Raw genomic sequence first — 22,843 nt, forward strand, 5'->3', positions numbered from 1 at the left:
GTGCTATTATTGGCTAATGAAATTTTTCGAGACAATCTTCTGCTGTTTCATTAAAGGATTAAGAAGTGTATTATTACTAAACTGACTCAGGCTTGCTTTAATAGGGAAATCGGAATTAATAAAATAAAACGGTTCTCTATTCTTTCGGTTCGTATGCCTGATTTCATTATCGGTAACGTGAAGATTTTTGATTTGGTCATTCTTGATTCCCTTTGTATCTATAAACTTTATGAATTCTCCTGAAACATCTAGAGCCTTATTTCCTTTAATCTGAAACATACTATTGTTTAGGTCATAGGATCGTTTAACCGTAAGAAAGGTTTTAGCAGTAAAGTCTGTAATATTCTTCGGAAGATCATTGTGTAAAGCAAACTGTGGAATATCATTTCCGCTAATAGTTTCATTGTCTATGATGGAAGCATTTCTTCCATAAGCAAGAATAATAGACGAGCCCTTAAAATATCCTAAGAATTTGTTTTGCTTGATTGTGACATTCGCACTTCTAATATTGATCCCATAATTGAGATTGGCTACTACGTTTCCTCTAAATACAGTATAATTCGCCGTTGAATGTGTCCCAACACCGTATTGTGTATCTTCGGTTAAATAATTTAAGCCTAATTCATTTTTACCGCCGCCAAAAACATTATTAAATTCAACAGTACTGTAATAATCCGGATAAGTTCCGGATACATCGATTCCCCTTCTGGAACCTGTTATTCGATTATCTCTTATAGTTGAATATGAGCTTCCATATGTCTGGATTCCATAGCCGCTATATTTATCATTTGCTCCGGTAACAAAGGAATCTTCTATATTTGTCCGATAGCTGCTCACTACGTGAATTCCAACAGCTGTCGAATTTTTGACGTTTACTTTATTAATGGAACTATTCACTCCATATTCCAGTTTAATCCCTACCGTGCGGTTGTTAGAAGGCAAACGGACAACGTTGAGTTTTTCAATGTTGACCTTGATAGGGTCAATTAATGATAGTTGGATATTTTCTGTCTCTGAGTTATAGGTATCCCAGATTCCCTCTGCAAGTAACAATGAGGATTGATTATACCCATTGATCCGATGCAGTTCACCTTTATGTAAATTCTCTGTACCTGTTCGCGGTTCGAAATACCAAGGTGTATTACTTTCGATTAGTAACAGATCATTCGAATTGGCATTTTTAATGTTGGGCAATTTGACTTCCATATCTCTTGTTTTCAGAGCACTATTTTTGACTTGAATAGTGCTTTTTAGTTTTCCTTTAAAATAAAGGACCGGTTTTTTTGAATTGTTACTGCCCATTAATAAAGTAGCATTTTTTTGTCCATTGGTAGTAAAGGTGATATCCTTTGTGACCAAAATGGTATCTGTAATAAGATAGGTTTTACTAGAATCAAAGATAAGATTCCCGCCGTTTTTCACACGAGTAATGGCCTTTTTGATGGCTTTTGTATCATCGTGTTTTCCATCACCAACGGCTCCCAAATCACTTACGTTTATAAATGAGTGTAATTTCACTGTTGGACTTTTTTGTTTTTGTTCCGTTTGCGTTTGGTCGTTAACTTCCGATGGCTTTGCAAAAGGAATAATGGAAATAATGATAAGTATTAAAATAAGTATAAAAAGAACATATGCCTTATTAGGTATTTTTTTCAATTTTTAATGTATCCTTCCCATGAGTTAAAGTTAGCTTAATATTCCTATTTTAGGATAGCAAACAGGTTAGTTCCACTGATAAAAGCCCTATTTTAACATATCCTATATGCAGTAATTGTATGATATTGGTCTGATTCATCGAACCCATCCTATGTTCTTCTTCAAACTATATAACTTCTCCCTAAGGGAAGTAAACTTTAAACAGTAGAATTGTTTGTGTATAATTTAAATTATACATTTTTCATCTGAGGAGGAGTCAAACATGAAATTAAAGTTATTCACTCTATTGATGATAGCTTTATTGGTTATTACCGGTTGCAGTAAGGATTCAACTACAAAGCAAGAATCTAAAGGAGATCAGCCCAAAATTGTTAAAGTTGTGATCAATAAGGGAGATTCAAAAAACTTTAACGTAGTAACAACAGCGGAAGGAAAGCAATTAACGTATGCCTTTTATGTATATAAGGATAATAAATTGTTAAAAAAGTTCCCCTACAAACAAGATTCTCATTTTACCTTTAAAATAAGCAAACAAGGTGCTTATAAAGTAAGAGTTTTTATTAAGGATAAAAATGATAAGATTGATGCAAAAACGACAAAGACTATAAAAATGTGAGCAGAAGCTAAAATTTAAACGATATTGTTAAACAAAGGAGCACGTAATGGATCAAAAAATAAAAGTAATGACCGTATTCGGGACAAGACCAGAAGCGATTAAAATGGCACCGCTTGTGAAAGAACTAGAAAAACATCCAGACACCATTGAACCCATTGTGACAGTAACGGCGCAGCATCGCCAAATGTTAGATCAGGTTTTAGAGATTTTTGACATTACGCCAGACTATGACTTGAACATCATGAAAGATCGTCAGACCTTAACAGATGTCACCATTCGCGGACTAGAAGGATTAAATAACGTACTCCAGGAAACAAAACCGGATATCGTGTTAGTTCACGGAGATACGACTACCACTTTTGTAGCAAGTTTAGCAGCTTTTTACAATTCTATTCCGATTGGTCATGTCGAGGCCGGACTTCGGACGTGGAATAAATTTTCTCCGTATCCTGAGGAAATGAACCGCCAGCTAACAGGCGTGATGGCTGATTTACATTTTGCGCCTACTAGTGTATCAAAGCGAAATCTTACTCAGGAAAACAAACAGGAGGAGAATATTTTCATTACCGGAAATACAGCGATTGATGCGTTGAAAACAACCGTAAAGCAAAACTATTCCCATCCTGTTTTAGAGAAGCTTGGAAATGACCGTTTAGTATTAATGACAGCCCATAGAAGAGAAAACCTAGGGAAACCTATGGAAAATATGTTTACTGCCATTCGAAGATTAGTGGAAAAACATGAGGATGTCCAAGTGGTTTACCCTGTACATATGAATCCAGTCGTTCGAAAAATCGCGGATGAAATTCTGGGTGACAATCATCGGATTCACTTAATCGAACCGTTAGATGTGATTGATTTCCATAACTTTGCGTCTAAGGCTTATTTAATTCTGACAGACTCTGGCGGTGTCCAAGAAGAAGCTCCATCATTAGGCGTCCCTGTATTGGTTCTTAGAGATACGACCGAACGGCCTGAAGGGGTTGAGGCTGGAACGTTGAAGTTAGCCGGCACAGAGGAAGAGACTATTTTTACACTAGCTGATGAGCTGCTAAGTAACAAAGAAGCCCATGATAGGATGTCAAAAGCATCGAATCCATATGGAGACGGACATGCTTCGAAACGGATTGTAGAAGCCATCTTATACTATAAAGGTGTAATGAAGAACAGACCAAAGGATTTGGGAGAGGATCTTTAATTAATCTTCTTCTAATGGTAACATCATCGGTGCTTCCAAGACCGCACAAAGAATAATCAATGGAATGATGAGTATCATTTTTAAATAGCTCATATAATCACCTCTTTCCTTCATAATAAGTGAGCGAGAGCAAAAAACATGTCATTTTTAAAAAATGATTTAGGCGCTTTTTGTCGGACTAAAGACATTGTATTCTTAGGGTTTCCCGATAAATAGTCCTTTTAAACTAGGGCCGCCCTAATTGGAAAGTAGTAATGAATAAAAAAAGCTGATTAGGGTCGATCTCTAATCAGCTTTTTTGTAAGTTAAGAAAAGTATAAAAATCTTTGAGAATTGTCTAGCTCCAGCGCCCTAGCGGCTAGTGTCCTTCGCTCTCCGCCCTACGATAAGTCAACATCGAATCGCCTCCGGCTCTTCGTGTTTCCTTTATCTCAGTTGGAGCGCTCCAGGCCATACGCCGCTGAACAGGGCGCTTGCGCTTTGCTAGTCTATTTTAGCTCTAATTGTGTTTTCAATTCGTTTTGAATCCGTTGCTTTTCATCAGCAGAAACAATTCCATAATAGATGCCATCAATCTTTGTGCCTTGTTCTTTTATCTCAATTTGTTGAACCGACTTGCTGGCATCTTTATAATTCTTTTGAATATCTACCATTTGGTTAAATGTAAGGTTCGTTTTTACGTTCTTTCCAAGTGCAGTGAAGATATCTGAGTAATTTGTTAGGGTAGAAAGACTTGCTCCCTCTTTAAGCACAGCTTGGATCACTTGACGCTGTCTTGCTTGACGTCCGAAATCACCGCGTGGGTCTTTCTTTCTCATTCGGGAATAGGCTAACGCCTCTTTGCCGTTTAGATTTAATTCGCCTTTGGCAAAATGGATGCTATCTTGCGTAAAATCTAAATTATTTTGAACCGTGATGCCGCCAACAGCATCAACAATATCTTTAAAGCCTTCCATGTTCACTTGCATGTAATAGTCAATTGGGATATCGAGGAAATTCTCAACTGTATCCATTGACATTGGCACACCGCCAAAAGCATAGGCATGGTTTATTTTATCCTGTGTCCCTTTTCCAACAATCTCTGTGCGAGTATCACGCGGTATGCTGAGCATCTTTACTGAGTTGTTGTTCGGATTAACCGTTAAGACAATCATCGTATCGGAGCGCCCTCTGTCGCCTTTTCTCTCATCGACACCGAGCATTAAGACGGAAAATGGATCTTTTTCCTTAAAAGCAACTGGCTTCGGACGTTTTTCTGACTGTTTTCGTTCAATCGGCTGATGCATCGTGGTCACAGCGCTTTTTAACGAACTATATACATTATACGCGTATAACCCGACACCAATAACAAGGATGAGAAGAATGATTCCAGTGATCTTCAGCCCTGTTCTCTTTTTTTTCGTTTGAGACCTCATTCGATAATACCTCCAAAAAAATGACAAATATTTTGCATTCAGTTAATAGAATATCAAAAAATTAGGAAAATAGATACAAAAATATCAGGGATTTTACTGGAAGTATTGTTTTGAAGACAGGTGCTAATGCCTATCGCGAAAAATGGCGAATTTTAGTATGATAGACAAAAACCACTATCGATTTGGCGGAGGTTAGTACATGGATTCCATCAATGACCAAAACACAGATATTTATAAATCCCTATTCGATTATAGTCATAATGCCTCTTACGCTCTCGACCTCGACGGCAACTTCATACTCGTCAACGACGCGGCCGTTGCCGTAGCTGGGTACCAAAAAGAAGAAATACTGAACATGCCGTTTATTTCGATCATGCAAGAGGATTGTATCGACAGGGCCATGCACTACTTTCACTGTGCCTTGCAAGGACACCGCCAAACCTTCGATATTTCGATAAAACATAAAAATGGAAGCACACGAGACCTCTATATCACAGCAGTGCCGATTTGGACAAACGGACAAATCAACGGAGTCGCCGGAGTCGTCAAAGATATGACGGAAAATAACAAACTAGAAACCTTATTCGGCGGACAAAACGTGGTCCTTGAAATGATTGCCAAAGGTTCTGCCTTTACCGAGATCTTAGACCAAATCAATTATTGTGTTGAAAAACTGATAAAGGGAGCAGGCCTCATCATGCTCGCAGACGAAACGGGGAAGAACCTCCTGCACGGCTCGTCCCCGTCGTTACCAAAAGAATTCAGCCACTATGTCAAACAGAATCCGATTGAACAAGGGGCTGGTCCGTGTGGGACTGCGGCATACTTCAGACGCCCCATCTTCGTGACCGATATTGCCAACGATCCCTTGTTGTGGACCGATTACAAGGATGAGGCGTTAAAACATGGCTTACGTGCCTGCTGGTCCTCGCCTGTATATGACAACCTTAATCAAGTCATCGGCATCTTTGAAATCTATTTTGATAAACCGACGGAACCGAAACAGGGAGATCTCGAAATCCTGGAACGAGCCATTTACCTCACCAGCCTGGCCATCCAGCGCTACCAAGCGGAAAAAACGATTCACTTTATGGCATTTCATGATGAGTTAACCGGCCTGGCGAATCGACGACTGTTTAATCAAAGCGTCAAAACCGCCATCGATTGTCATAAAAAAGACCCTGAAAAATGCTTGGCGCTGCTCTTTGTAGATATCGACCGCTTTAAGCTCATCAACGATTCGCTTGGACATTCTATCGGTGACGGTCTCCTCATCGAGGTCGCCCGCCGAATCCAAACCAGTCTCCACGAAAACGATATCGCCTCAAGGCACGGCGGCGACGAGTTTATGATTTTACTGAACAGGGTATCCAAACAGGAGATGCACACGATCGCCCAATCCATTTTAAAAACGTTAGCACAGCCCTTTTACATCGACGGCCATGAGATTTTCGTGACAGCGAGCATCGGCATCAGCCTCTACCCAACCGATGGCGGCAATGCCGGCGATCTCATCCGCAAAGCCGATGTGGCCATGTATAAAGTGAAAAAGGAAGGCAGAAATAACGTTAAATTTTATGAAACGATCTTTGACGATGAATCTAATGCACGCTTAGAGCTGGAAAACGAACTCCGCAAAGCAGTTGCTAAGCAGGAGCTTATATTAAACTACCAGCCGATCATTGACCTGTCCACTAATCAATTGACCGGGGTCGAGGCATTACTCCGCTGGGAACACCCCCAGCTTGGCCAAGTTCCGCCTGACCGCTTTATTCCGATTGCTGAAGAAACAGGCATGATTGTCACAATTGGGGAATGGGTGCTGCGAACGGCTTGTCAGCAGTGGAAGCAATGGGAACAGAACGGACGCTTGCTCTCATCGATATCGGTCAATATCTCGATACGCCAGTTTTATCAGTCCAATCTCATTTCCATGATCGAACAGATTCTAACAGAAACCAAGATGGACCCAAAATATCTCACGATTGAAATCACTGAGTCTATGACCATGGATGTCGAACGAGCCCTAAAAATTTTACAGGACCTCAAAGAACTCGGCATCAGCATTTCCATTGATGACTTTGGAACAGGTTATAGCTCGCTTAGCTACCTAAAGACCTTGCCCCTCGATTTTTTAAAAATCGATCAATCGTTTATCCGCGATATCGCCAAAGGTAAAGACGATGAAAATATCGCCACAACCATTCTGATGATGGGCCAAAACCTTGGCTTAAGCGTCGTTGCCGAAGGAGTCGAAACACCCGAGCAGCTCGAGGTGCTCCGGAAATACAAATGCAATCGCGCCCAAGGCTATTTCTTTAGTAAACCTGTACCGGCCGAGGAGCTGGAACGATTCCTGGCCCGCAGCTAATCCGCAAATTAAAAATACCCTCATTAGAGGTGGAGGACATTTTCTTGAATTTAAAACTACGCACCTACGTGGCCGGATTATTTGCGGCCGGGATCTTCAGTATAACGGCGCTCCTAAGCATCATGATCGAAATCCAAGCGAGCAAAAAAGTCGAAGAACAGATTGGAAATACGTTATCCAGTACGGCCTTCCAAATGGCCAACAAGCTCGATTCCTTTATGTGGTCCAGAACGGGGGAGATCGATGTCCTCAGTCAGTTAAAGGACATCCAACATCCCGACGACACCGAAAACGTCCAAACCCAGCTCAATCAGCTGCAAGCCAGCATTCCTTCATTCTCCTGGGTCGGCTTAACCAACGAAAACGGCACCGTCCTCGCGGCAACGAATGGAATTCTAAAAGGAGCAGATATCTCCCAACGCCCGGTCTTCCAACAAGGCAGCAAAGGACCGTTTATTGGTGATGTTCATGAAGCGGTCCTCTTGGCCAAACTGCTGCCGCCCAACCCAAGCGGTGAGCCGCTCCAGTTCGTTGATATCAGCCGGCCTGTTTTCAACGAAAAAGGCGTGAAAGTCGGCGTATTAGCGGCCCATCTTAGCTGGGAATGGTCTCGTCAGGTCCAAAAAGAAATCCTTGAGCCCTTAAAGAATCATACACCAGGCGCGGAAATCTTTGTGGTCAGCAAAATCAATCGAACCGTCCTATTGGGTCCAGACAACAACGTCGGCAAACCGCTCAACATCACCAGTTTAAACGAAGCCCAAAAAGGTGAAAACGCTTGGCGGCTTGAAACCTGGCCAGATGGCAAGAAGTATTTAACGGGCTATGCATTAGGGACTGGGTATCAGAACTACAAAGGCTTAGGCTGGTCGACCTTAATTCGAATTCCCATTGAAACCGCCTATGCCCCAGTCAAAGAGCTGCAGCAATCGATTTTGCTGATTGGATTCATTTCATCCCTGCTGTTCGCGATAATCGGCTGGATTGTTTCCGGCTTTATCACCAAGCCCTTGCAGCAAATCACCCATTCCGCCAATCTCTTGCGGGCCGGGGAGCAAGTCGAAATTCCTTATTATAAGGGCATTAAAGATATCGAAATTCTCTCGTTATCACTTAGAGAACTCGTCGATTCACTCGTGCGAACCGTCTCTGACCTGGGCAAAATGGAGAACCTGGCCCACCATGATAAACTGACAGGCCTGTTAAACCGGATCGCCTTGGAGCACTATCTCGAACAAGCCGCACAACAAGCCAGCCAGCGTGGCGAAACCGTGACCTTTCTGTACCTTGACTTGGACGGCTTTAAACAAGTTAACGACACCTATGGTCACCTGGTCGGCGATCAATTATTACAAGAAACCGCTAAGCGACTTAAAAGCGTGGTCCGAAGCGAAGAAATGGTGTTCCGCCTCGGCGGGGACGAATTTCTGATTGCCCTGTACACCCCGTTGGATGTTCCAATACAAGGTGCCACCAAGGTCGCCGAGACCATTATAGCCAGCCTCAACCAACCATTTGAGCTGGTCAATCAAACCATCCGGGTGGGCTGCAGCATCGGCGGAGCCGTCTGGGAAGCAGAACATAAAGCAGTAGAAGTCATCCGCTACGCCGACGAAGCCTTATACGTCTCGAAACGAACCGGCAAGAACAAAGTCACCTTTCATGGTGCCTGACACCAATTTCAATGCAGGGACATTGCAAACGGTGCCTGACACCAATAATCAAATTATGCGAATTTCGACTATTTTCACAAATTTTCCACAAGAAACAACTGGAAATCCATTTACAGATGAATAAAGTAATAGTAAAATAGGTAATTAGCATATGATAGGGAAGGAGAGAATTGGGAAGTGGAACGCGAAGCGAAAAACACTAGCTCCAATGTTGTTGATTTTACGCAGATTGTAAAAAGGGCCTATGACAAGGGTGAAAATGAATCCGAAATCACTCTTGAAAGATTAATAGATGATATTAAAGCAGATTTAAAACAATTAGTTTTTTAATAAATAGATAGATAGATTGATAAGACTGTTAGGGAATCCCTTACAGTCTTTTTTATGTTTCCAGGTTAAGTTTTACCTAGTTTCTTCTATAATAATGTATATATTGTAACCGCTTACGAGTAAGTGGTGTTCGCGATGAAAGGATTGGTGGATATTTCAAGTTTGTTATGCCTTTCGTCCCACTTCCATCCGACTGAGGATTTTCAAGTTATGTCCAAATTTATAATAGAAAATCCATCAACGTAGGAAATATCTCTTCAATTTTCTTGCGAATAGGTGTTTAATAGAGAAGGAAGATTTATTTGACAGAAAATGAAATTAAATGACAATTTGTGATATAATACTCTATGTTTTGTAAAAAGATTTTAGGAGGACACAATGGAAGAGACAATTAGTTTAAAAGAGTTGTTAGAGACCCTGAAAAAACGATTGCTTTTAATCGTATCGATAATGGTCGTAGCCGCATTAATTAGCGGAATCGTCAGTTTCTATTTTTTAACCCCGATCTATCAGGCTTCTACACAAATTCTCGTGAATCAAACCAAAAATGAACAATCCGTTTACAGCCCAAGTGAAGTACAAACCAATCTACAATTAATTAATACCTATAATGTGATTATCACCAGCCCGGCGATTTTAGATATTGTCTCAAAAGATCTTAATTTGGACATGACCGCTTCCCAATTAAAAGGAAAGATTACTGTCGGAAGTGAAAAGGACTCCCAAGTCGTGAACTTGTCTGTTCAAGATCCGGATGCAAAAACAGCGGCTGAAATTGCCAATAAAACCGCAGAAGTGTTCCAAACAGAAATCGTCAAAATCATGAATGTCGACAATGTTAGTATTTTAGCCAAAGCAGATGTCACTGAAAATCCAGCGCCGATTAAGCCAAGACCATTATTGAATGTTGCGATTGCGATTGTCGTTGGGTTAATGGCCGGTGTCGGAATTGCCTTCTTACTGGAATACTTTAATAACACGATTAAAAACGAACAAGATGTTGAAAAGTTATTAGGTCTGCCTATCTTAGGTGTGATTGCGACGATTGATGACCAAAAAATTGAAGAATTAAAAATGAAACGAGCAGCACGAAAAACAAAAGTAAGAGGTGAGACACTTGGCTCTTAAAAAGAAAAAGAATCAAGCCAACCAGGACGCTAGTCGAAAATTAATTAGCGCAATTGCCCCAAAATCGCCGATTTCGGAGCAATACCGAACGATTCGGACCAATATTCAATATTCATCGATCGATGAAGAAATCAGAGCCATTTTGGTTACCTCTTCCGGTCCGGCCGAAGGAAAGTCAACCACGGCCGCTAACCTTGCAATCACGTTTGCTCAGCTTGGGAAAAAAGTACTACTTGTTGATGCCGACCTGCGGAAACCAACGGTTCATCACACGTTTGAAGTGAATAACCTTGTTGGGTTTACAACCGTGTTGACAAAGCAGCAACCGCTTGGAAAAGCAGTGATTGATACCGAAGAGCCTGATTTGTATATCTTGCCAAGCGGTCCGATTCCACCGAATCCATCGGAGTTATTAAGCTCGAAATCAATGGAGCAATTTATGGTGGAAGCGAAAAATGAATTTGATTACATCATTTTTGACACGCCGCCGTTATTAGCCGTTGCCGATCCGCAGATTTTAGCGAATCAGTGTGATGGGTCAATTTTGGTGGTCTTTAGTGAAAAGACAGAAATTGATCAAGCGAAAAAGAGTAAGGAATTGCTCGGAAATGCCAAAAGCAAGCTCCTGGGTGTCGTGCTAAACCATAAAGAAGTAAAGAGCAATGATTATTACTATTATTACGGTGCAAAATAAAAAAATGGTTAAATGGTGATGATTTCCAGTTAATCTTTACCAAATGCGACAAGATTCGACAAAATCCACCCTTTCTCATTGCTTTCGATGGTGGTACTATAGATATAGTCTAAAATTACCAGAGTGGGTGGGTTGTTCGTGATAGATTTGCATAGTCATATATTGCCTGGAATTGATGATGGGGCAAAGGATTTGTCAGAAAGTATCAAAATGGCGCAGAAGGCTGTCGAACAGGGCATCCATACCATTGTGGCAACCCCGCATCATTTGAACAACCATTATGAGAATCCAAAACAACGAATTCTGGAGAGAGTCGCTGAATTAAACAAGGCTCTAATAGAAGAAAAGATTGATCTGAATGTGTTACCTGGTCAGGAAACACGTATTTATGGTGAGATGGTGGAAGGATTTGAAGAGGGCGAAATTCTACCGATTGATCAGACACAATATGTCCTAGTAGAATTCTCTTCGAGCCATGTCCCGCGTTATACCGAAAAGCTGTTTTATGATCTGCAGATGAAAGGTCTAATTCCAGTGATTGTCCATCCAGAACGGAATCAGGAGATCATTGAACGTCCCGATATTCTCTATAGGCTCATTAAAAATGGTGCCTTATCGCAAGTGACTGCAGGAAGTGTCTGTGGAGACTTTGGGAAGAAGATTAAGAGTTTCTCCCAACAATTAATTGAAGCAAACTTAACCCATTTTATTGCGTCAGATGCTCACAATACGCGAAGCCGTACGTTTAAGATGAGAGAGGCATTTGACTTCATTGAAACAAAGTTTGGCATCGAAACCGTTTATTTATTAATGGAAAATGCCGAGCATGTGATTAATGGTCATCATGTCTATCAAGATGTACCAGAACGAATCAAGAAGAAAAAATTCTTTAAGCTTTTTTAACCGACTAAGCCGATAAGATTAAACGGAATATACACAACATTATCATCAGGCCTACTTGCCTGAGCGGCGAGGCTTCCCTGTCCGTTATCCATGGGGGCACTCGATCATGCTGTGGAAGGGTGGAAGCATCCCCCTTCTTAGACGCATGTCGTCACTTTCATGATGTGAGGCCAGGTTAAATGCCTATATAAATAGCAAACAACAAAACAATAAATAGCTAATGAAAGAATAAGTGTCTATTCACTTGCGATTCCATTAGGTATTTATTTTTTTGGCCCTATACTTTAGTCAGTGAAAGTTGTATACAACAATAACAATTCAAGATAAAAGGGGAAATATTTGAGTGACATATGGGAAAAGATTGACCACGCTGGCGCTGCTTGATTCCATTATTGTTCTAACCGCGGTGTACATAAGCTATTTTACACTGAACCCAGAGCTACAAATTTTTAAGATTCCGATGCTGCTTGTTACGGCTCTAACCTTATTAATCTGCCATCATTTTTTTGCTTCAATGTACAAGCTTTATAATAAGGCATGGCAATATGCGAGCGTCGGAGAATTAATTGCAATTGTTAAGGCAGTGACTTTGACGATTGCGGTTACAGCGCTAGTTCAAGAGATTATTTTTCATAACATGTATGTCAGGGCATTAATGATCACTTGGATGCTGCATGTATTATTCATTGGCGGGTCGCGGTTCTCGTGGAGAGTATTCCGAGATAACTATATTAGTAAACAGAAAGATGTTAAAAGAACACTGATTATTGGTGCTGGTTCCGGCGGGACGATGGTGGCTCGGCAATTGCTAGCTAATCATGAAGTGGACTTAAGGCCAGTTGCGTTTATTGATGATGATCCGAAAAAGTATAAGTTGGAGATATTGGGAATTAGGGTTGCGGGTGATTCCAGTCATATTAAGGAAACCGTTGAAAAATACCAAATCGACAACATTGTGATTGCGATTCCGTCTTTAGGTCAAAAAGAGTTGAATCGGATCTTTGAAGAATGTGCGAAAACAAAAGCAAAAACACAGATCATTCCGAAGCTCGAGGATTTGATGACCGGAAAAATATCCGTTAATCAATTCCGTGATGTCCAGGTCGAGGATTTATTGGGAAGAGAACCGGTTGAGTTGGATATTGCCGGTATTTCTGAATATGTATCTGGAAAAACAGTGATGGTTACGGGTGCAGGCGGTTCAATAGGGTCTGAAATTTGCAGACAAATATGTAAGTTTAACCCTAGTAAAATTGTTCTGGTAGGACATGGTGAGAACAGTATTTATTTGATTGATATGGAATTACGAAGACAATATCAAAATCAAATTGAGATTGTTCCAGTCATTGGTGATATTCAAGATCGGACTAGAATTTTTGAAGTGATGGAACAACATCGACCGTTTGTGGTTTATCATGCAGCGGCACATAAGCATGTTCCGTTGATGGAGTATAACCCAAGAGAAGCAGTAAAGAACAATATCTTTGGAACAAGGAATGTTGCAGAAGCGGCGGATACTTTTGGGGTTAACACATTTGTAATGATTTCTTCAGATAAAGCGGTCAATCCTCCGAATGTGATGGGGGCGACGAAGCGGTTTGCTGAGATGGTTATTCAGAGTTTGGCAGCATGCAGCAAGACTAAGTTTGTTGCGGTTCGTTTTGGGAATGTGCTTGGCAGCCGTGGCAGTGTGATTCCGTTATTTAAGAAACAAATTGCGGCAGGCGGGCCGGTTACGGTGACACATCCTGAGATGACACGGTACTTTATGACAATTCCGGAAGCATCACGGCTAGTGATACAAGCAGGATCATTGGCGCGTGGCGGTGAGGTATTTGTTCTAGATATGGGTGAACCTGTTAAGATCGTTGATTTGGCTAAAAACCTTATTAAACTATCAGGATATTCCATAGAAGAAATCGGGATTCAGTATTCCGGACTTCGTCCCGGGGAGAAGATGTACGAAGAGCTTCTTAATGAGAATGAAGTGCATCCAGAGCAGGTCTTTCCAAAGATTCATATTGGCAAGGCAAAGGTAATTCATGCTACAGCTTTAGGTGAGTTAATCGAGAGCCTCTTAATGATGTCTGAGACGGAAATGCACGATACATTGATTGCGGTAGCGAATAATAAGTTTGAAGGTGCTGCTGTTTTAGCTAAGGTAAATTAGATTAACTGATTAAAAGACTCAAACCTTTCGTTTGATTTTGAATGTAAAAGGTGGAATTTGCATGAAACGAGTGCGTAAAGCAATTATACCAGCAGCTGGACTTGGAACAAGATTCCTCCCTGCAACAAAAGCAATGCCAAAAGAAATGTTACCAATTGTTGATAAACCAACGATTCAATATATTGTTGAAGAAGCGGTGGCTTCTGGCATTGAAGATATCATTATTGTTACAGGTAAAGGGAAACGGGCGATTGAAGATCATTTTGATTTTGCTTATGAGTTAGAGCAAAATCTGATCGAAAAAGGTAAATTGGATATTTTGGAAAAAGTCCGCTATGCGACGAATCTTGCTGATATACATTATATACGGCAGAAAGAGCCAAAAGGTTTAGGGCATGCAGTATGGTGTGCAAGAAATTTTATTGGGGACGAGCCGTTTGCGGTTCTTTTAGGTGATGACATTGTTCAAAGTGACACTCCTTGCTTGAAACAACTGATTAATGTTTATGAAGAAACGCATTCATCTGTAATTGGGGTACAAACTGTTCCATTTGAAGAAACACATCGGTACGGGATCGTTGATCCTTCAGTTCAGGAGGGTAGAAGATATCAAGTTAATCATTTCGTTGAGAAGCCTAAGGCGGGCACTGCTCCTTCGAATCTAGCGATTATGGGACGATATATTCTTACTCCAGAGATATTTATGTTTTTAGAACAGCAACAAACTGGAGCTGGTGGGGAAATACAGTTGACTGATGCAATACAGCAGTTGAATCAAATCCAGCGGGTGTTTGCTTATGATTTTGAAGGTAAGCGGTATGATGTTGGAGACAAGATTGGGTTTGTGAAGACTACGATTGAGTTTGCATTACAAGAACCGTCTTTACGAGGAGAACTTCTTACTTTTATGGATAAGATATTAGAGGCGGAAAAGGTTAAATGAGTATTTTACCTTTTCTGATTGAGGTGGATATAAGAGTGATTTATAGAAGATATATTAAGAAGGTTTTAGATATATTGCTTGCATTTATTGGGATTGTCGTCCTTTCACCTTTGTTTTTAGTGTTAATCATTTGGATTAAGATTGACTCCAAGGGACCGGTATTATTTAAGCAACGGAGGATTGGAAAAGGCAAATCAGAGTTTTATATTTTGAAGTTTAGAACGATGAAAAATGATACTCCAAAAGATACCCCAACACATCTTCTACAGGATCCTGACAGCTATATTACTAGAGTGGGCAAGATCATGCGTAAAACAAGCCTGGATGAGCTTCCGCAAATTATTAATATTCTTAAAGGTGAGATGAGTATTATAGGTCCTCGGCCTTGTCTTTGGAATCAGTATGATTTGATTAAAGAACGAGATAAATATGGCGCAAATAATATTACACCCGGACTTACAGGATGGGCACAAGTTAACGGAAGAGATGAGATCGATATAACTGATAAAGCAAAACTAGATGGATATTATAAAAGTAATATAAATTTTCATCTTGATATTAAGATATTCTTCCTAACAGTTATTGGAGTTATAACCTCAAAAGGGGTAAAAGAGGGAACTTTAGAATCCAAGACAAAAAATATAAGTATGTAATCTATATTTAAATATTTCCTGACTTACCTTTAAATAATGTAATTAGAATAATTGCATTATAAAAATAGAGAAAACTAAGTATTCTTAGGAGTAGAAATATGAAAAAAAAAGTTTTATTTGTTGCATCTGTTGATAAAGAGCATGTTCTGAAATTCCATATACCATTTTTGAAGTATTTTAAAGATAATAATTACGAAGTTCATGTAGCTTGTTCTGGAAATGAAGAAATTCCATATTGTGATAAAAAGTTTGTTCTACCATTTGCTAGAAATCCATTTAAGACAACTAATATAAGTGCTTTTAAAAAGTTAAAGAAAATAGTTAATTGTAATGATTATTCAATTATTCATTGCCATACTCCTATTGGGGGAGTTGTGGGACGTCTTGCGACCCGACATTTAAGGGAAACCGGACTAAAAGTGCTTTATACGGCTCATGGGTTTCACTTTTTTAAAGGTGCACCTCTTTTAAATTGGCTCATTTATTATCCTATTGAAAAGATTTTAGCTAAGTATACTGATTGTTTAATTACAATAAATAATGAAGATTATGAGTTGGCTTTGAAAAAAAAGTTCAAAGCTAAAAGAATAGAACATGTTCATGGTGTCGGCGTGGATACTAAAAAGTTCAAAAAGATTGATATAAAAGAAAAATTAGATCTCAGAAAAAGAAATAATTTGAATAGTAAGGATTTTATAATTATATATCCTGCGGAATTAACAAAAAATAAAAATCAGCAGCTTCTTATTCGCTCTTTAGTAAAGATTAAGGAAAGGATACCAAATGTTAAATTGTTGTTACCAGGGATAGATCATCTTAACGGTTACTATCAACAATTATCTAAAAAACACGGCGTAGAGGATGTTGTATTTTTTCTTGGCTGGAGAAATGATATTAATGAGTTAATTGCAATGTCTGATTTAGCTGTTGCAACGAGTATTCGTGAAGGCTTAGGTATAAATTTAATTGAAGCAATGTCTTGTGGAAAAGCTGTAATTGCAAAAAGTAATAGGGGTCACCGGGAGTTGGTGAAAGATGGAAAAAATGGTGTTCTAGTTAGTGATGATAAAATTATGGCTGACAAAATAATCGAACTTTTCAATTCACCTAATCTCTTAGAGAACTTTGAAAAAAACGCGAGTTCTATGATAAAACCCTATTCAATAGAAAATGTTTTAGATGAGATGGATATAATATACAAACAGTATATGATTACTGTTAGAACTTAGTCCTTTTGTACTTTTGCAGATACTGTTAATATCAGAAACTTTAATAAGTTTAATTTTATCATTTTTTTGTAAATTTAAAAAAATAACTGAAAAGAGATGATTATTAATTGCATTATTCTCCTTTAGTTAGCATTGTAATTCCTGTATATAATGGTAGTAATTACATTCGCGAGAGTATAAATAGTGCCATAAATCAAACTTATACAAATGTTGAAATAATTGTTGTGAACGATGGGTCAACAGATGATGGCGAGACTGAAAGAATAATCCAAGAAGAATTTCAGGGGAAAGTTAGATATTATAAGAAGTCTAATGGTGGAGTTTCTTCTGCTATAAATTTTGCGATAAAGGTTATGAAGGGTGAGTGGCTTTCATGGCTTAGCCATGATGATCTTTATTTACCAAATAAAATTGAAGTTCAAATAAATTACCTAAATAAAATGATTTTAGAAAAATCTAACTTTGATTTATCGAAAACAGTATTGTTTGGTTTTAGCGAATTTATTGATGAGAATGGTAAATATTTGATGCGTTTAAACGAGCGACAAAACCTTAACACTGATCCACTTAATCTAATATTAAAAAACATGAAAAAAAATAGACTTCATGGATGTACGTTTTTGCTTCCAGTAAGTTGTTTTAAAAATGTAGGTTTGTTTAATGAGAAACTAAGAGCTGTTCAAGACTATGAATATTGGTTTAGATTGCTTTTTTTAGATTTCAAATTCCATTGTATTCCTAAAATTATAGTTCAAGGTCGTATGCATAGAATGCAGGTAACACATAATTTAACAGTTCGTATGAAAGAAGAAGGTAGTGAATTAGGAAAATGGGTGTGCGATAAATTATACTCTGACGCAAGGTTTAGGAAGTTTATCGTTTTTTATAAACTCGGTATTAATGCATGTGAAAAAGGTGACTTAGTGACCTCTACTTATGCTTTAGGTTATGCCAAGAGATTAAGTTCAAGACTTTTTTATATCACTTATATTCCGGGTATTGCTTATGGTGGAATTAAAGGTAAAGCTAAGTCTGGACTTAAAAACCTATATATTAAATATAAATTAAAAGTAAATTCGTAAGATCCGAAAGTTCCGTACTGACAGTAGATAGTTCAAAAAAAGGGGTGCTCAAAATGTTCAAAGATAAAACTTTATTAATTACAGGAGGAACTGGTTCCTTTGGTAATGCTGTAATGAAAAGATTCTTAGATACAGATATCGGTGAAATTCGTATTTTTTCGAGAGACGAGAAGAAACAAGATGATATTCGTAAACAATATAAAAGTGAGAAACTTAGGTTTTATTTAGGTGATGTTAGAGATTTAGCAAGTGTAAAAAATGCAATGCATGGTGTAGATTATATCTTTCATGCAGCAGCATTAAAGCAGGTACCTTCATGTGAATTCTTTCCGCTAGAAGCAGTAAAGACAAATGTTTTAGGGACTGATAATGTACTTACAGCTGCTATTGAATATGAGGTTAAAAAGGTGATTTGTCTTTCAACAGATAAAGCTGCTTATCCAATAAATGCAATGGGAATTTCAAAAGCGATGATGGAAAAGGTTTTTGTTGCTAAATCAAAGACCGTTTCTCCTGAGAAAACCCTTATTTGTGGTACTAGATATGGAAATGTTATGGCTTCAAGGGGATCAGTTATACCATTATTTATTGAGCAAATAAAAAGTGGTCATCCTTTAACAGTAACAGACCCAAACATGACTAGATACTTAATGAGTCTTGAAGAGGCAGTTGAGTTAGTCATATTTGCATTCCAAAATGCTGAAGCTGGAGATATTATGGTTCAAAAAGCGCCTGCGAGCTTAATTGGAGATTTAGCACAAGCGGTCAAGGAACTATTTAATGCTGAAAACGAAATTAAAGTAATTGGTACTCGTCATGGTGAAAAGTTATATGAAACTCTTCTAACTAGAGAGGAACATGTAGTCGCAGAAGATATGGGCGGTTTCTTCAGAGTTCCTGCAGATCAAAGAGATTTAAACTATGATAAATATTTTGTAGATGGAAACCAAAAGTTAACAACTGTAGATGAGTATAATTCGCAGAATACAGAACTTTTAAATGTAGAACAAATTAAGGAAAAACTACTTGGTCTAGATTATGTGCAAAATGAGCTTAAGAAATGGAACGAAAATAGTTACATCGTGAATTAAGGGATGGCATAAAAATGAAAATTTTAATTACAGGTTCTAAAGGATTTGTAGGTAAAAATCTTATAGCTGAACTTAAAAATAAGGGTTTTAACGAAATTTATGAATTTAGTAGAGAAAGTGATCGTTCTTTACTAGAAAAATATACACAAGATTGTAATTTTGTATTCAACCTGGCTGGTGTTAACAGACCAAAAGACGAAAAAGAGTTTATGGAAGGTAATTATGGCTTTACATCAGAATTACTAGAACTACTAAAGAAATACAACAATAAGGCACCTGTGCTTATTACTTCATCTATTCAAGCAGAAAAAGATAATCCATATGGTAGAAGTAAAAAGGCTGGAGAGGACTTATTAAATGACTACTATAAAGAAACTGATGTAAAAGTTTTCATTTATAGATTACCAAACCTATTTGGAAAATGGAGCAAACCTAACTATAATACTGTGGTCGCTACTTATTGCCATAATATAGCTAGAGATTTGGATATACAGGTAAACAATCCAGATGCAGAGCTTACTCTTTGTTATATTGATGATGTATTAGAAGAATTTTTAAGAGCCCTTGAGGGAAACCCAACTATTCAAGACGACTACTGTGCTGTACCTGTTACTCACTCTATCAAACTTGGTGAGTTAGCAAATGTAATAAGAAGCTTCAAAGAAAGTAGAGGAAATTTAAGTATTCCTAATATGGAAGATGCTTTAATAAAAAAGCTATATAGCACTTATTTAAGCTTTCTACCAGAGGATAGATTTTTATATGATCTAAAAATGAATTGTGATACAAGGGGTTCTTTTACAGAATTTATACGGACTCCTGATAGAGGTCAAGTTTCCATAAATGTATCAAAACCAGGAATTACAAAAGGGAACCATTGGCATCATACGAAAAATGAGAAATTTTTAGTGGTAAGTGGCGAAGGCTTAATAAGATTTAGAAAACCTGATTCAGAAGAAATTATAGAATATAAAGTTAGTGGAGATCGGTTACAAGTTGTAGATATTCCTACTGGATATACACACTCGATTGTTAATGTAGGAAAGAGTGACTTAGTAACAGTAATGTGGGTAAATGAGTGCTTCGATCCAGAAAAGCCGGATACTTACTTCTTGGAGGTATAACATATGAAGAAATTAAAGGTCATGACAGTCGTTGGTACCAGACCAGAGATAATAAGACTGTCAGCTGTTATAAATAAATTAGAAGAATCAAATGCAATAGAACATACTCTTGTTCATACAGGACAAAATTATGATTATGAATTAAATGAAGTGTTTTTCAAGGATTTCAAATTAAAAAAGCCGGATTATTTTCTCAATGCAGCTACAGGAACTGCAGTAGAAACAATAGGAAATATTCTAGTTAAAATTGATCCTATTATGGAAGAAGTAAAGCCAGATGCATTGTTGGTGCTCGGTGACACCAACAGTTGTTTATGTGCTATCGCTGCGAAGAGGAGACATATTCCAATTTTTCATATGGAAGCTGGTAACAGATGCTTCGACCAAAAAGTACCAGAAGAAACCAATAGAAAAATAGTTGATCATACAGCGGACATTAATTTAACTTATAGTGATATCGCAAGAGAATATCTACTAAGAGAGGGCCTACCTGCTGATAGGATTATTAAAACGGGAAGCCCAATGTTTGAGGTGCTCAATTCTAGAAAAGATGATATTGAGGAATCAGATGCTTTAGAAAGATTGGACCTCGAAGAAGGAAAATATTTTGTTGTATCAGCACATAGGGAAGAAAATATTAATTCAGAAACTAATTTTTTGGATTTAGTTGATAGTTTGAATGCAGTTGCAACAAAGTATAATTTGCCAGTGATTGTAAGTACACACCCTAGAACAAGAAATATGATTAATTCTAAAGGGATAGAGTTTAACTCCTTGGTGAAAACAATGAAACCCTTAGGATTTAATGATTATGTAAAACTTCAAATTAATGCAAAAGCGGTACTTAGTGATAGTGGTACAATCAGCGAAGAATCTTCTATTCTTGGTTTTAGAGCACTTAATATTAGACAGGCACATGAAAGACCAGAAGCTATGGAAGAGGCATCAGTGATGATGGTGGGGTTAAAGAAAGAAAGAATTTTGCAAGGGCTAGAAATATTAGAAACACAAGGAAATGATACTTTGAAAAACGTATCAGACTATAGTAAACCTAATGTATCGGATAAAGTTCTTAGGATCATTATTTCATATACAGATTATGTAAATAGAGTTGTTTGGGGAAAGTATAAATGAAAATAGTCCAAATAAACTCTGTATGTGAATATGGAAGTACAGGAAGAATTGTAGTTGATATTAGCAAAAAACTCAACGAGTATAACATTGAAAATTATATTTTTTATGGAGTGGGAAACTCAAATTACCCAAATGCTATTAAATTTGGTAGCCAATTAAATGTTAGAGGTCATCAATTAGGGACAAGACTTTTGGGGAAACATGGTTTTTATTCAAGGGTTGCTACCCACCAATTGATTGGAAAATTACAAAAAATAGACCCGGATATAATCCATTTACACAATTTACATGGCCATTATTTAAATGTAGAGATATTATTCAATTATTTATCCAACTCAAATAAAAAAGTAATATGGACATTGCATGATTGTTGGAGTTTTACCGGACATTGTGCACATTTTGATTATTTAGGGTGTGAAAAATGGAAGACCGAATGTAAAGAATGTCCTCAACTAAATTCATATCCCAATAGTTTAATATTTGATCGTTCAAAAGAATCTTTTTCGGATAAAAAAAGACTTTTTACAAGTATTGAAAATATGACAATAGTTACTCCCTCAAATTGGCTTGCTGGTTTAGTTAAACAATCTTTTTTAAGAATATCTCCTTTAAAGGTTATTAATAACGGGATTAATTTAGAATTATTTAAGCCTAAAGATACTATATTCAGAGAAAAAAGAAACTTAAAAAATCAGTTTATTATATTAGGTGTTGCAAGTGGATGGGGAAAGAAAAAAGGTAGTAAAAGTTTTATAGAGTTATCTAAGTATATTAAAGAAGATGAAATTATAGTTTTGGTTGGACTAACTGAAGAACAAATTAAAGAGTTACCATATAATATTATTGGAATACCAAGAACTAACAATATTGAAGAACTAGTAGAAATATATTCCTCGGCTGACGTATTTGTTAATCCTACATTGGAAGATACTTTTCCAACAGTTAACATTGAGGCTTTGGCATGTGGAACACCTGTTATTACTTTTGATACAGGTGGAAGCCCGGAAATAATTGATGAAAAAACCGGTTTAGTAATTGAGAAAGGTAATTTCTCTAAATTACACGAGGCAATTAATGATGTTAGAACAAATACCAAATTCTTTTATTCTGATAACTGTGTTAAAAGAGCTAAGGAAAACTATGAAAAAGATAAAAAATATGAGGAATATATTGATTTGTATAAGAAATTAAATTGAATAAGGATTAAAAGGAAACATAGCATTACCAAATAAGACAAGTAGTGTAATAGGGAATTCAAATTATTAACACCTCAATCGTTTATATTTCAAAAGATTATCACTATACCTAATATGAATTCTACTTGGAAAATCCATAATGGTATTCCCTGGAATAATAGATTTAATTAGCAATTAATTTCCTATTTTTTTTGGTGGAAAGTAGAGAGAATATACTGATATTTACAATGATTTCCA

19 protein-coding genes are annotated in these 22,843 nt (G+C 37.6%); 17 read left to right on the plus strand and 2 right to left on the minus strand.

Annotated elements, in window-relative coordinates:
• Positions 1–6 precede the first annotated feature (6 nt).
• Positions 7–1,656, minus strand: coding sequence for a glycosyl hydrolase family 28-related protein (locus AC3ANL_RS01850; RefSeq protein ID WP_488327591.1), 1,650 nt, complete (start codon positions 1,654–1,656; stop codon positions 7–9).
• A 262-nt stretch (positions 1,657–1,918) separates the two neighbouring features.
• Between AC3ANL_RS01850 and AC3ANL_RS01855 the strand changes: the two genes are divergently transcribed.
• Positions 1,919–2,272, plus strand: coding sequence for a triple tyrosine motif-containing protein (locus AC3ANL_RS01855; RefSeq protein ID WP_488327592.1), 354 nt, complete (start codon positions 1,919–1,921; stop codon positions 2,270–2,272).
• Positions 2,273–2,318: 46 nt separating this feature from the next.
• A complete protein-coding gene (wecB, locus tag AC3ANL_RS01860; RefSeq protein ID WP_488327593.1) occupies positions 2,319–3,470 on the plus strand; it encodes a non-hydrolyzing UDP-N-acetylglucosamine 2-epimerase in 1,152 nt (383 codons plus the stop codon).
• Positions 3,471–3,958: 488 nt separating this feature from the next.
• Here wecB (AC3ANL_RS01860) and tagU read toward each other — a convergent pair whose 3' ends face one another.
• Positions 3,959–4,885, minus strand: a complete 927-nt coding sequence (tagU, locus tag AC3ANL_RS01865; protein ID WP_488327594.1) for a polyisoprenyl-teichoic acid--peptidoglycan teichoic acid transferase TagU — start codon at positions 4,883–4,885, stop codon at positions 3,959–3,961.
• Between the two features lie 199 nt (positions 4,886–5,084).
• Here tagU and AC3ANL_RS01870 point away from each other — a divergent pair, with 199 nt between their 5' ends.
• The 15 genes from AC3ANL_RS01870 to AC3ANL_RS01940 all read left to right on the plus strand — a co-directional run bounded on the left by AC3ANL_RS01870 (position 5,085) and on the right by AC3ANL_RS01940 (position 22,606).
• Entirely contained in the window at positions 5,085–7,256 is a 2,172-nt protein-coding gene (locus AC3ANL_RS01870) for a bifunctional diguanylate cyclase/phosphodiesterase (RefSeq protein ID WP_488327595.1), read from the plus strand.
• A gap of 44 nt (positions 7,257–7,300) precedes the next feature.
• Entirely contained in the window at positions 7,301–8,929 is a 1,629-nt protein-coding gene (locus AC3ANL_RS01875) for a diguanylate cyclase domain-containing protein (protein ID WP_488327596.1), read from the plus strand.
• A gap of 177 nt (positions 8,930–9,106) precedes the next feature.
• On the plus strand, positions 9,107–9,259 hold the full coding sequence (locus AC3ANL_RS01880; protein ID WP_488327597.1) for a YwzD family small protein: 153 nt from the start codon (positions 9,107–9,109) through the stop codon (positions 9,257–9,259).
• 378 nt (positions 9,260–9,637) lie between these two features.
• The gene (locus AC3ANL_RS01885; RefSeq protein ID WP_488327598.1) at positions 9,638–10,387 is read left to right on the plus strand and encodes a YveK family protein; all 750 of its coding nucleotides are present in this window, start codon (positions 9,638–9,640) and stop codon (positions 10,385–10,387) included.
• Complete coding sequence (locus AC3ANL_RS01890; protein WP_488327599.1) at positions 10,377–11,081, plus strand: CpsD/CapB family tyrosine-protein kinase; 705 nt, start codon at positions 10,377–10,379, stop codon at positions 11,079–11,081. The genes AC3ANL_RS01885 and AC3ANL_RS01890 overlap by 11 nt, the downstream gene beginning before the upstream one ends.
• Before the next feature lie 138 nt (positions 11,082–11,219).
• Positions 11,220–11,984, plus strand: coding sequence for a tyrosine-protein phosphatase (locus AC3ANL_RS01895; RefSeq protein ID WP_488327600.1), 765 nt, complete (start codon positions 11,220–11,222; stop codon positions 11,982–11,984).
• Positions 11,985–12,327: 343 nt separating this feature from the next.
• Positions 12,328–14,154 carry a polysaccharide biosynthesis protein gene (locus AC3ANL_RS01900; RefSeq protein WP_488327601.1) on the plus strand — a complete coding sequence of 609 codons (1,827 nt, stop codon included), beginning with the start codon at positions 12,328–12,330 and terminating at the stop codon, positions 14,152–14,154.
• Between the two features lie 61 nt (positions 14,155–14,215).
• On the plus strand, positions 14,216–15,097 hold the full coding sequence (gene galU, locus AC3ANL_RS01905) for a UTP--glucose-1-phosphate uridylyltransferase GalU (RefSeq protein WP_488327602.1): 882 nt from the start codon (positions 14,216–14,218) through the stop codon (positions 15,095–15,097).
• Positions 15,098–15,132: 35 nt separating this feature from the next.
• Positions 15,133–15,750, plus strand: a complete 618-nt coding sequence (locus tag AC3ANL_RS01910; RefSeq protein WP_488329642.1) for a sugar transferase — start codon at positions 15,133–15,135, stop codon at positions 15,748–15,750.
• A 98-nt stretch (positions 15,751–15,848) separates the two neighbouring features.
• Positions 15,849–16,979 (plus strand): glycosyltransferase family 4 protein, encoded by a 1,131-nt coding sequence (locus AC3ANL_RS01915; RefSeq protein WP_488327603.1) that lies wholly within the window; start codon positions 15,849–15,851, stop codon positions 16,977–16,979.
• 107 nt (positions 16,980–17,086) lie between these two features.
• Entirely contained in the window at positions 17,087–18,061 is a 975-nt protein-coding gene (locus AC3ANL_RS01920) for a glycosyltransferase (protein ID WP_488327604.1), read from the plus strand.
• Between the two features lie 53 nt (positions 18,062–18,114).
• Entirely contained in the window at positions 18,115–19,152 is a 1,038-nt protein-coding gene (locus tag AC3ANL_RS01925; protein WP_488327605.1) for a polysaccharide biosynthesis protein, read from the plus strand.
• 14 nt (positions 19,153–19,166) lie between these two features.
• The gene (locus AC3ANL_RS01930; protein WP_488327606.1) at positions 19,167–20,276 is read left to right on the plus strand and encodes a capsular polysaccharide biosynthesis protein CapF; all 1,110 of its coding nucleotides are present in this window, start codon (positions 19,167–19,169) and stop codon (positions 20,274–20,276) included.
• A gap of 3 nt (positions 20,277–20,279) precedes the next feature.
• Positions 20,280–21,410: a non-hydrolyzing UDP-N-acetylglucosamine 2-epimerase gene (gene wecB / locus AC3ANL_RS01935; protein WP_488327607.1), complete on the plus strand. Its 1,131-nt coding sequence runs from the start codon at positions 20,280–20,282 to the stop codon at positions 21,408–21,410.
• Positions 21,407–22,606 carry a glycosyltransferase family 4 protein gene (locus AC3ANL_RS01940; RefSeq protein WP_488327608.1) on the plus strand — a complete coding sequence of 400 codons (1,200 nt, stop codon included), beginning with the start codon at positions 21,407–21,409 and terminating at the stop codon, positions 22,604–22,606. The genes wecB (AC3ANL_RS01935) and AC3ANL_RS01940 overlap by 4 nt, the downstream gene beginning before the upstream one ends.
• Positions 22,607–22,843: the final 237 nt, after the last annotated feature.

Source organism: Neobacillus sp. DHD-1R, from assembly GCF_057747995.1.

Excerpts from the sequence above, each read along its gene's own strand:
- AC3ANL_RS01855 (WP_488327592.1), top strand. The coding sequence starts at position 1,919 with ATGAAATTAAAGTTATTCACTCTATTGATGATAGCTTTATTGGTTATT.
- wecB (WP_488327593.1), top strand. The coding sequence starts at position 2,319 with ATGGATCAAAAAATAAAAGTAATGACCGTATTCGGGACAAGACCAGAA.
- tagU (WP_488327594.1), bottom strand. The coding sequence starts at position 4,885 with ATGAGGTCTCAAACGAAAAAAAAGAGAACAGGGCTGAAGATCACTGGA.
- AC3ANL_RS01870 (WP_488327595.1), top strand. The coding sequence starts at position 5,085 with ATGGATTCCATCAATGACCAAAACACAGATATTTATAAATCCCTATTC.
- AC3ANL_RS01885 (WP_488327598.1), top strand. The coding sequence starts at position 9,638 with ATGGAAGAGACAATTAGTTTAAAAGAGTTGTTAGAGACCCTGAAAAAA.
- galU (WP_488327602.1), top strand. The coding sequence starts at position 14,216 with ATGAAACGAGTGCGTAAAGCAATTATACCAGCAGCTGGACTTGGAACA.
- AC3ANL_RS01915 (WP_488327603.1), top strand. The coding sequence starts at position 15,849 with ATGAAAAAAAAAGTTTTATTTGTTGCATCTGTTGATAAAGAGCATGTT.
- AC3ANL_RS01925 (WP_488327605.1), top strand. The coding sequence starts at position 18,115 with ATGTTCAAAGATAAAACTTTATTAATTACAGGAGGAACTGGTTCCTTT.
- AC3ANL_RS01930 (WP_488327606.1), top strand. The coding sequence starts at position 19,167 with ATGAAAATTTTAATTACAGGTTCTAAAGGATTTGTAGGTAAAAATCTT.
- wecB (WP_488327607.1), top strand. The coding sequence starts at position 20,280 with ATGAAGAAATTAAAGGTCATGACAGTCGTTGGTACCAGACCAGAGATA.
- AC3ANL_RS01940 (WP_488327608.1), top strand. The coding sequence starts at position 21,407 with ATGAAAATAGTCCAAATAAACTCTGTATGTGAATATGGAAGTACAGGA.